The sequence below is a fragment of the Micromonospora sp. NPDC049679 genome (assembly GCF_040659735.1).
Lineage (GTDB): Bacteria > Actinomycetota > Actinomycetes > Mycobacteriales > Micromonosporaceae > Micromonospora_I.
The window spans coordinates 1,001-4,806 of record NZ_JBFANZ010000082.1 but is presented as its reverse complement, the minus strand read 5'-3'; the positions used below and the strand labels follow the sequence as shown (position 1 = coordinate 4,806).

General features: G+C 72.5%; 4 protein-coding genes and 1 pseudogene. 1 reads left to right on the top strand and 4 read right to left on the bottom strand.

Annotated elements, in window-relative coordinates; translation table 11 throughout:
* Positions 1 to 393: pseudogene (locus tag AB0J06_RS26230) on the bottom strand (hypothetical protein); the annotation flags it as partial.
* A gap of 133 nt (positions 394 to 526) precedes the next feature.
* On the opposite strand from AB0J06_RS26230, the gene AB0J06_RS26225 reads away from it, so the two are divergent.
* The gene (locus tag AB0J06_RS26225) at positions 527 to 865 is read left to right on the top strand and encodes an SCP2 sterol-binding domain-containing protein (RefSeq protein ID WP_357432323.1); all 339 of its coding nucleotides are present in this window, start codon (positions 527 to 529) and stop codon (positions 863 to 865) included.
* 48 nt (positions 866 to 913) lie between these two features.
* Here AB0J06_RS26225 and AB0J06_RS26220 read toward each other — a convergent pair whose 3' ends face one another.
* The 3 genes from AB0J06_RS26220 to AB0J06_RS26210 form a co-directional block, all read right to left on the bottom strand.
* The gene (locus AB0J06_RS26220; protein WP_357432321.1) at positions 914 to 1,936 is read right to left on the bottom strand and encodes an HAD-IIA family hydrolase; all 1,023 of its coding nucleotides are present in this window, start codon (positions 1,934 to 1,936) and stop codon (positions 914 to 916) included.
* The gene (locus AB0J06_RS26215; RefSeq protein WP_357432325.1) at positions 1,933 to 2,886 is read right to left on the bottom strand and encodes a Replicase polyprotein 1ab; all 954 of its coding nucleotides are present in this window, start codon (positions 2,884 to 2,886) and stop codon (positions 1,933 to 1,935) included. The genes AB0J06_RS26220 and AB0J06_RS26215 overlap by 4 nt, the downstream gene beginning before the upstream one ends.
* A partial coding sequence (locus AB0J06_RS26210) for a hypothetical protein (protein WP_357432327.1) occupies positions 2,820 to 3,806 on the bottom strand: 987 nt, incomplete at its 5' end. The genes AB0J06_RS26215 and AB0J06_RS26210, both read right to left, overlap by 67 nt.

The window sequence follows — 3,806 nt, the reverse complement described above, 5'->3', positions numbered from 1 at the left end:
GTCTTCGATGGTCGGGCGGAACGACCCGGAGGCGCACGCCGCCTCCAGGTCGTCCAGGGCCGCGAGGATCCTGCCCAGCTCCTCGGCCCGCGCCTGCGCGTCCCGCAGCTCGCGTTCAAGCTGGCGCATCCGACCGGTCAGGTCGGCGACCTCCTCGGCGGTGGCCAGCCCCACCGCGCCGAGTGCGCGGTCCACCTCGAACCGCACCAGCTTGGTCAGCGATTCACGGTTGGCGGTGCCGACGGTGAGCAGCTCCTCGGCGAGCGCCTGGAACTGCGTCGCCGTGGCTCCACCCTTGCCCATCAGGTTCCTGGCGGCCTTCTCGGCCTTCTTCCTCGACGCCTCGGTGATCCCGAGCGCCATCTCCAGGTAAGCCCGCCACGCGTCCTGCATGCCGAATCCCTTCGCGGTGCCAATGCTTCGGTGTCACGCTACCGGTCGGGTCTGTCCGGTTGCGGTACGGTGCCACGGGGGAAACACGCGTGGCGTTTGTCAACGCCCGGAGATCAGTTCAGCGGAGGTACGGGTGGCCAGCGTCGACGAGTGCCGACAGGCGTTACAGGACTTGGCGGCGCGGCTGGCGGCCAATGCCGCCGAGCTCCGCGACAAGGTCAACATCGACCGCACCCTCGCCTGCCGGGTCACCGACCTCGGCACCGCATTCCACGGGCGACTGGTCAAGGGCGAGCTCCTTGACCTCGCCGACGGCGATGACCCGAAGGCGAAGATCGCCCTGACCACGACGAGCGACGACCTGGTCGCCCTGGTCCGTGGCGAGCTGGACGTGGCGCGGGCGTTGGCCGCCCGTCGGATCTCGATCAGCGCCAACCCGTTCGACCTGCTCAAGCTCCGCAACCTGCTCTGATCGCGGCATTTCGCCGCTGGCGCGCTGACGCCGGGTCCTGACCCGACGTCAGCGCACGCTGTCCAGACCGAGTTCCCGCACCGCGGCGCGCGCGGCGTCCGACGTTCCGGTGACGCCCCGCTCCGCGGGAGCGCCCGACCACGCCGCCGAACAGAGCACCCGCAGCGCGTCCATCGTCGTGCCGGCACCGTCCAGCCTCAGGCCGACGCCGTCGTCGGTCACCCGCCACCCGTGCGGATCCGGCTGATCCACGGATACGCGCAACGCGTCCGCCGGTGCGAAGAGTCCACCGAGATCCGCCGCCACGTACGTGGGCCGACGGCTCTCGGGCGCACCGAGCAACTCTACGGGACCACTCACACCGGTGAGCACCAGCAGGCTGTCCATACCGGCCCGCACGGCACCCTCGATGTCGGTGTCCAACCGATCTCCGACCACCAGCGGCCGAGAGGCGGCCGTCCGGTGGGCGGCGGCGGTGAACAGCGCCGGGGCGGGCTTACCGACGACGACGTCGGGCTCCCGTCCCAGCGCGGTACGCAGCGCCGCCACCAGCGATCCGTTTCCCGGCAGCGGCCCTCGAGGGCTCGGCAGGGTGCGGTCGGTGTTGGTGGCGACCCAGAGCGCACCCGCCCGGATCGCCACCGACGCCTCGGCCAGCTCGCCCCAGCCCACCGACGGGCCGTATCCCTGCACCACCGCGACCGGCGCCTCGTCCGCGCCGGTCACCGGTTCGAGACCGACGGCCCGCACCTCGGCCTGCAGCGCCGGCGCGCCGACGACCAGCACCCGAGCCCCGGCGGGGAGACGCTCGGCGAGCAGGATCGCCGCGGCGCCGGCCGAGGTCAGCACCTGGTCGTCGGTCGCCGGCACTCCCATGCCGGTGAGCAGCCGCGCGACCTCAGCCGAGCGCCGCGAGGCGTTGTTCGTGGCGTACGCGATCGACCGGCCCTCCTCACCCAGCCGGGCCACCGTCTCGACCGCGCCGGGAATCGGCCGGTCGATCAGGTAGATCACCCCGTCCAGGTCGAAGACGACCAGGTCGTACGCGTCAACGAGGCGTTTCGGATTCACGATGCCGAGGCGCCGGGCCGCTCCTGCGAACCGCCGCCACCGGCCTCGCCGCGTGCCCCGTCGCCAGCCTCATCCGGCGTCGTGGCGTCGTCGTCGCCGGTGAGAACTGCCGGCACGGGGCCACGGCCGTCTTCGTCGGTCTCGGCGACCACCAGGTCGGCCTCGTCGCCGGCGCCCTGCGCCGCCAGTTCCTCGGCATCGTCCTCATCGTCGACGTCGTCCTCATCGTCGACGTCGTCGTCGACGTCCGCGGTCGCGTCGTAACGGGTCTCGTCGTTCCCGGTCTCGTCGTCCGTGGCCTCGTCGTCGGCCTCGTCGTCATCGTCAAATTCGTCGTCGCCCTCGATCACCACGCCGTCGAGTTCCAGCAACCGCTCGGCCGCATCGGTCTCGGCGTTCTCGTCGGCGTCGGCCGTACGGGCGAACCACTCACGGGCCTCCTCCCGGCGGCCCGCCGCCAACAGCGAGTCGGCGTACGCGTAGCGCAGCCTGGCAGCCCACGGCTCCGTACCGCCGCCAGTGAGCTCCTGGACCTGCAGCATCGCGACAGCCGCGTCGGCCTGACCCAGGTCGCGGCGCGCGCCGGCGGCGACGATGAGCAGCTCGATCGCGCTCGCCTTGTCCATCGCGTCGCGGTTGGCACCCCGGTAGATGTCGATCGCCCGCTCCGGCCGGCCCAGCGCCCGCTCGGAGTCCGCAAGCACCGCGAGGTGCGTGTGCCGGCCCGTCATCCGGTGATAGGTGCGCAGCTCCGCAATCGCGGTCTGCCACTCACCCGTCCGGTACGCGGCCAGCCCGACCGCCTCCCGCACCGCTGCGATACGCGACGCAAGCCGCCGCGCGGCGAGCGCGTGCGCCAGCGCCTGCTCCGGGTCCTCGTCGATCAGGACACCCGTCGCCACCAGATGCCGCGCGACCGTGTCGGCGACCGGCCGGGCCAGCGAGAGCAGCTCGGCGCGGACCTCACCGTGCAGATCGGCCGCGACGATCTCGTCGGGGAGCGTCGGCGCGGGTGCGCCGCCAGTGGACGCGCGGTCGTCCCGATCGCGGTAGCCGCCTTCCCGGCCCTGGTAGCCGCCCTCACGGGGACGGTAACCACCCTCACGGGGAGCACCGCCACGCGAGTCCCGGTCTCCACCGCGGTAACCACCCTCACGAGGGGCACCGCCACGCGAGTCCCGGTCTCCACCGCGGTAACCACCCTCACGGGGAGCACCGCCACGCGAATCCCGGTCTCCACCGCGGTAACCACCTTCACGGGCGGGAGCGCCGCCACGCGAGTCCCGGTCACCGCCGCGGTAACCACCCTCACGGGGAGCACCGCCACGCGAGTCGGGACGGTCGCCGCCACGGTAGCCACCCTCACGGGGACGGTAACCACCCTCACGGGCGGGAGCGCCGCCACGCGAATCCCGGTCACCGCCACGGTAGCCACCCTCACGGGGACGGTAACCGCCCTCACGGGGAGCACCGCCACGAGAGTCCCGGTCTCCGCCGCGGTAACCACCCTCACGAGGGGCACCGCCACGAGAGTCCCGGTCTCCGCCGCGGTAACCACCCTCACGAGGGGCACCGCCACGAGAGTCCCGGTCTCCACCGCGGTAACCACCCTCACGAGGGGCACCGCCACGAGAGTCCCGGTCTCCACCGCGGTAACCACCCTCACGAGGGGCACCGCCACGCGAATCCCGGTCTCCACCGCGGTAACCACCCTCACGGGGAGCACCGCCACGCGAATCCCGGTCACCGCCGCGGTAACCACCCTCACGAGGGGCACCGCCACGCGAATCCCGGTCACCGCCGCGGTAACCACCCTCACGAGGGGCACCGCCACGCGAATCCCGGTCACCGCCGCGGTAACCACCCTCGT